At 52.0% G+C, this 6,172-nt stretch carries 7 protein-coding genes and 1 pseudogene (1 of these 8 only partly in view); all 8 read right to left on the bottom strand.

Annotated elements, in window-relative coordinates:
- A pseudogene (locus tag ACP146_RS21070) lies at positions 1-2 on the bottom strand (IS5 family transposase); it reaches 768 nt to the left of the window's first position.
- A 188-nt stretch (positions 3-190) separates the two neighbouring features.
- A complete protein-coding gene (locus ACP146_RS21065; RefSeq protein ID WP_422369680.1) occupies positions 191-526 on the bottom strand; it encodes a nuclear transport factor 2 family protein in 336 nt (111 codons plus the stop codon).
- A 42-nt stretch (positions 527-568) separates the two neighbouring features.
- The gene (locus ACP146_RS21060) at positions 569-736 is read right to left on the bottom strand and encodes a hypothetical protein (protein WP_422368724.1); all 168 of its coding nucleotides are present in this window, start codon (positions 734-736) and stop codon (positions 569-571) included.
- Positions 729-1,502, bottom strand: coding sequence for a maleate cis-trans isomerase family protein (locus ACP146_RS21055; protein WP_422368723.1), 774 nt, complete (start codon positions 1,500-1,502; stop codon positions 729-731). The genes ACP146_RS21060 and ACP146_RS21055 overlap by 8 nt, the downstream gene beginning before the upstream one ends.
- 48 nt (positions 1,503-1,550) lie before the next feature.
- On the bottom strand, positions 1,551-2,840 hold the full coding sequence (locus tag ACP146_RS21050; protein ID WP_422368722.1) for a TRAP transporter large permease: 1,290 nt from the start codon (positions 2,838-2,840) through the stop codon (positions 1,551-1,553).
- Positions 2,841-2,850: 10 nt separating this feature from the next.
- Entirely contained in the window at positions 2,851-3,480 is a 630-nt protein-coding gene (locus ACP146_RS21045) for a TRAP transporter small permease subunit (protein ID WP_422368721.1), read from the bottom strand.
- A gap of 82 nt (positions 3,481-3,562) precedes the next feature.
- Positions 3,563-4,636 carry a TRAP transporter substrate-binding protein gene (locus ACP146_RS21040; RefSeq protein ID WP_422368720.1) on the bottom strand — a complete coding sequence of 358 codons (1,074 nt, stop codon included), beginning with the start codon at positions 4,634-4,636 and terminating at the stop codon, positions 3,563-3,565.
- A 218-nt stretch (positions 4,637-4,854) separates the two neighbouring features.
- A complete protein-coding gene (locus ACP146_RS21035; RefSeq protein ID WP_422368719.1) occupies positions 4,855-6,042 on the bottom strand; it encodes an aminotransferase class V-fold PLP-dependent enzyme in 1,188 nt (395 codons plus the stop codon).
- Positions 6,043-6,172: the final 130 nt, after the last annotated feature.

Below are 6,172 nucleotides of genomic sequence, written 5' to 3'. Positions count from 1 at the left end.
ATGCTCTCCTCCGAACGCCAAACCAGACCATCACAGAATCACAAACCGCTGATCTTGAAAATAGATTTATGAGTGCACTACCTAAAGCATTGGATTTGCCAGGAGTAGAAGTCACAGACATCAGGTCGCAGCGCAGACGCTTCAGCAGTGATGAGCCCGAAGACTACACACTCGTCATTTGAAGCTTGGGTCAAGCCGGTTTCATCGCATGCAGAATGCTGAAGATGGGGTCGTCTTTGGATCGCTGTGCCTGTGTAAATTGTGGCCCAAGACGGCGTTGCCCTTCCGCCTTTTCAAGCAACAGCGGTTCGTCGCTTAGTTGCTCATAGACAACGATGCGGTGGACTATGCGCCAAGCTCCATCTCGTTTCTCGAAGGGATCAACATACCGAAGTGGAATCACAATCTGTCTGTGTCCCTGGACGCCGTCAACGGTCGCCGTCATCTGCTGCAGCAGAATGCAACAGGTTTCCACGGCGGCGACGTCTCCGTGCAACTCGATATGACATGGCCCGCAGTGATGCATCATCTGATAGGCCGAGTTGTTGTATTCGAGGATCCATTCGATTTAGCCTTCGGGCTCGCCCTTGTAGGGACCATGATCGTCGTAGGCGTCATCGTGACGGGCTTCCCAAACGAGATCGTAATCGCGCCGATCGCATCCGCGAATGTAACGAGAAAACACTCTTTGAATTTTGCGTTCGGCCTTCAGAGCCGCCAAGAAGTCGTCACTCATTGCTTCCTTCCTTAAATCTTTTCTTAGGCGGTTGAGCAAACAGGGATTGAGCTCTCACCCAGCCAGCGAGCTCAATGTTAGCTTTTGATGGAGTACTGAGTGTGCCCAACTTATTTGTCGCGGCCCAAAGCGTGACCTGATTGCTTGTCAATACGGTCTTTCCATACTCCCCTTCCCAATCTTGTACACGATGAAACGCTTCCAGGTCCGTGCAACTCACGAAAATCAGATCAGCTGACGTTTTCGCTGCTTTTTTGACCAACGCATCAACTTCAACACCAGGTGACGCCCTCACATGCTTGCCCGATCTTCCTAGGCCGTCAGCAAACACCACCTCATACCCCTGATCTTGAATAAATGACGACTCATCTCGAGTGATCTCATCCGGATATGGGGTCACTAAAGCGACTTCCTTCGCGTTCATAAAAGAAAAAGCTTCAAGCATTGCTTCAGAGGTCGCCACAATTGGACAACCAGTAATGTTCCCCATCTTATTGATTAGCTTGTTGAGCTCTTCGCGGCCCGAAACAAACGTACCGCTTGTGCAAGCATAAACAACGATGTCTGGTGTGGTTGAAGAGAGCAGTCTGCACGCGTTAGCGACTTGACGATTCATCGCTTCCAGGTCTTCTCGCGTGGTCTCCGCCATGAAGACCCTAGTGCTATGAAACGTGAGCCCAGACGCCACCGCGCTGTAGAACTCGGGCTCTGTCAGCGTGTTAATGGATGGAAGCACCAAACCAACTCTAAGGGTATGTAGGCGCATTTTGGTCCTTGCTTTGGCTCAGATTCGGCTTCCACGTTCACACGGTCCTCACCTGAGCCAAACAGTTTCTGGCAGCCAAAGAGCAATGTTCGGAAACGCGATCAGAAGCCCAATAGCTATCAGCAATGCAATGACAAAGGGGAAGCTTCCGTACGCTACATCGCTAATTGGCCCACGATGACGGACGCTTTGAATTACGAAAAGATTGAATCCGAATGGAGGCGTGATCATGCCGGTTTCGGTAAGAAGCATCATGACTACACCGAACCAGATTGGATCATATCCAAGAGCGATCACAATCGGCACAATCACTGGTGCTGTCGTGACCATTATGGAAAACGCGTCCATGAAACAACCCAGGATGATATAGAAGAGACAGATAGCCAGCATCGTTCCTAGAGGCGACCAACCCAGTTCCTTGATGACTTGGACGAGTTGACCAGTCAGGCCAATACTCGAAAGCACAAAATTGAGAAAGAACGCGCCGACAACTATCAGCATTGTCATTCCCGTAATCCGAAAAGTGCCCTCAATTGATGCTCTCAGCACTTCTAAGGAAAGTCGCTTTCGATAGGCAGTTAGACCGAGCGCAGCCAGCACTCCCAACGCTGCGGACTCAGAGGCAGTAGCCCAGCCTGCATATATTGATCCTATTACAAGAACAAATAATCCAAGTGGCGGGATCAGATCGGGAAGCGCAGCGCACCTCTCACGCCACGAGAACCTATCCGATCGAACTCCTAGACTTGGCCGAATCACACATGCAAAAGCAATTGTGACCATGAATATCAGAGCGAGGAGCGCACCAGGGATAAACGCCGCAAGATAGAGTTGTGGTATCGACACTCCTGCAAGGACGCCATAGACAATCATGTTGATCGAAGGCGGAATTAGAATTCCAAGTGTACCTCCTGCTGCCAGCGACCCCAAAAAAAGTCGCTCATTATAGCCGTATTTCTTTTGTTCTGGTAAAGCCAGAGTTCCGATTGTAGCCGCGGTAGCAACACTTGAGCCGGAGGTAGCCGCAAACATTGCGCTCGCGGCTACATTTGAATGCATGAGGCCGCCTGGTAACCATCCGAGCCACCTGATAATTGCGGCGTACATACGTTCGGCAACGCCGCTTCTCATTAGCAGCTCCCCCATGAATACATAGAGGGGGACCGCTACCAAGAGGAATTCCTGAGACGCAGACCAAGACACTTCGCCGATAGCCCGATGAAGTGGAAATGAACTGAACAATGCAGAGAGGGAGAAACCAAGAAGTCCCAGCGCCGCTGCCACTGGAATGCTGATGCAGAAAAGCAGTAAGAGGATAATGAGAGTTGTTGCCAGCATCTTAGAATCGCTACCTTGTTCGATCAGACGAATCGGCGGGATGCGCCTCTAGTTCTCGGATCTGATCTCGGACGTCGTCTTCTGGCGATTTTTTTATGGCAAGACGAGTCAGTTCAGGCGAGGTCACGCCGCACATTACACCTATCGTTGCCACTATCGCCGCGGTCGTCGTGACAAGGAACATGGCTAGCCCAATCAACCACAGACCTTGTGGAATCCAGAGAGGTGTCAATAGAGGAGTATTGGCGCGTGACCCAAACGAGAAAGACTTCATCCACATCTCATTTGCGTACCACGCAACAGTGCCAACAAACGCGAAAAGAGCAAGAAGGGCCAGCAAATCCAGCAGGCGTTGCCCCCGCTCTGGCAATCGCGCGTGAACCACGTCCATACGAATATGGTTGTGCTTGAACAGAGTGAATGATGCCGCCCATGCTGATGAAATTGCGAGGAAGTATCCGCCAATTTCGTCAGCTCCCCCTACACTGACGTTAAACATCTTCCGCGCGATGACGTCAAAACCAATCATAAATGCGACGAGGATTAGCGCTGCGCCATTGACCCAAACACCAAAATGGACAAGACGCTCCAAATGGCTCACGACCAATGCGATGCTGTTCTGGATCGCGTTTTTGTTCATTATCGGAATTCCAAACCTTGACTAGAGTCAGTTTGGGTGACTGATCCCAGCCAAGGTTTTTTTCTCTGCACCGTTGGAGATCTTAGTCAGGGATAGGCAAGGACATATTGACGACTTTTCCGACAGTGTCGTTCCAAGTGCGGGTGCATTCGGCACCACACCTTTGAGCCCAGTTTGGGATCACGGTTTCTAGAAGCAATCGGTCAAGCGCCTCTTTATCTTCCGAACTCAGTGAGGTTAGTTTCATGTCGGCTTTGACGCCGTACTGGCAAGGATCTTGACCCGTGTTGCAAGCCACTCCGAACTGATTTTCTTCAGCCGTGAAGGCCCAGACATCGTCCTTCATTTGATCAATAGCGGTTTCGAGGTACCTGCGCGCCTCTGGAGCTAGTGCATTCCACGCATCAGCATTGGCCGCATAAAAGTTGATCGCCCAGCCGGTCGGTAAGTTGTAAAGGTACTTCGCTACCTCATACCACTTTGCTGTGTTACCTGCCGTAATACCGGTAATTGCGCAATCGGCGACACCAGTTTGAAGAGCGGGTACAACTTCATTGAATGGAATGGTCACAGGCGTTGCGCCGGCCGCTTCTACGAGTTCTGCCAAACTACGTCCGTATACACGGATTTTCTTTCCTTCGAGATCATCAAGACCGTTTATAGGCGTTGAGCAAAAGAAGACTTGGCTGGTAAATGGAAGTACGGCCAAAAGTTTCAGTCCGTGTTTTTTGCGAAGCGTATCCGCTACCACCGGAGAGTATGCCTCTGAGATAGCACGGGCAGTTTGAATTGTGGGAGCAAGCCCTGGCAAATCGATTCCATTGAATATTTCGTCGTCTGCGGCAACGGTGGTGAAGGTTCCATGCGCAATCGTAATAGCACCGGTACTCAAAAGCCGGAGAATCTCCGGCCCCTTCAAACCGCTTGTCTGAAGCCCTTTGAAGTCGACGACGACAGCCCCACTTGAACCCTCGGGTACTGTCTTAGTCCAAAAGGGTTGTTCGACAAACTTATGCATGTTGGTGGATTCAGACGAACCAATCACGGAAATGTTTGTGGTCGCAATGCCTTCAGCGACCACGCTTGTAGAGATTGTCATCGCTGCTGCTGTTACGGCGGCAATCGAAAACAGGACGCGATCCAAGGTGGTTTTCATAGTTATCCTCCCATTTGGGTTTCTCAGGGACCCAACCCGTTCAAAACCATTGGCTCGACACGGTTGGCTTCTGGCCAACTCGTTAACAAATCCAGCTGCTCGCCAGAAACTGTTGTAAGACTTCTCATACGGCGAACCGCGGTTACCACTGTATTCCTGCAAGTGTTTTGCGTTTGATTACCTTCACAGCACACTCCCATGCCCTTCTTTGCCGGCCGTTACAGCGAGTCTGCGATGACCGAGACCAAACGATCGATGTCGCCGGCATCGTTGAAAAAGCTTGGTGAGGCCCGGAGTCTTCCGTCCCGGACCGCTATATCGACAGCCTCGTCGCGAAGGCGCGCTTCGATCTGCTCGCCGTCTGCATTGGGGACCGTGAAGGACAGCAGGCCAGATCGCGCCTGCTCACTCATCGGGCTTGCAATCCGACAGCCAAGCCGCTGCAGGGCATCTGCGGCGTAGGCCGTTAAATCGAGAATGTGCCGCTCGATTTCCATCGTACCAACGGCGAGCTGGAGTTTGACGGCTGCATCAAGTCCCCAGATGCCGGGGAAATTCACTAACGCTTCCTCAAAGCGCCCCGCGCCGGGCCGGTAGATCAGTTCGTAGTCAAGGTGCGCTTCGCCCTTATCAACCGTATGGTAGCCGACGGTCGGCGGAGCTAGCTGGTTCAGCGATTCGGAGTTGCAGTAAAAGAAGCCGGTCCCGATCGGCGCGAGCAGCCACTTATGACCGCCGGCCGACATGAAATTGATGCGGTGCTGACTGACGTCCATTCTCAAGGCGCCGATCCATTGGATCGCGTCGAGGTTTAGCAGTACACCCCGCTCTGCGCAGAGCTGCGAGATAAGTGCGAGGTCTTGGCGGAAGCCATTCGAGAACTGGACAGGACTGAGCGAAATGAGGCGCGTTCGTGGGGTGATAGCGTCGCGTATTGCGTCTAGCGGCACATAACCGTCCCGATTCTTCACCCAACGAATTTCGACGCCGCGCTTCTTCAGGTTCATCCAGCAATAGACATTGGACGGGTATTCGATGTCGGGCAGAACCACATTGTCGCCCTCGCGCCAATCGAGGCCGTTGGCGACAAATCCAAGTCCCTCGGTCGTATTCTTCGTAAATGCGATCTCGTCGCCACTGGCACCGATTAAGCGGCCGATACGGTTTTTAATGGTCGTATCCGCATGGCGACACCAATACGGGTAGTTGTTGCGACCGTTGTCGCGGACGTCATGCAGGAAGTCTTCAACTGCTTCAAGGACCGGCTCCGACATCGGGCCGATCGAGGCGTTGTTGAGGTATGAGCGTTTCTTCTTGATCGGAAACAAATCGCCGATCGAGCGGATGGTCATTGCCGTAGCGGGGATATCCGAGCCCGAAAGCGCCGTTTGTTGATTTCCGTTCATCGTGGAATAGCCGTCCTCTTTCGCTACAAAGCGATTTCAGTCATGATTCTTAGGGGTGGACGGCTGTTTTCCCTAATTCGCTTTTCGTGGGTCTTTATGCCGGTTTTACATATAAAGGGTCATCATGCTT

The sequence above is a fragment of the Pelagibius sp. genome (assembly GCF_965249265.1).
In the GTDB taxonomy this organism is placed as follows: Bacteria; Pseudomonadota; Alphaproteobacteria; order Kiloniellales; family Kiloniellaceae; genus Pelagibius.
This window is presented reverse-complemented; position numbering and strand designations above follow the sequence as displayed.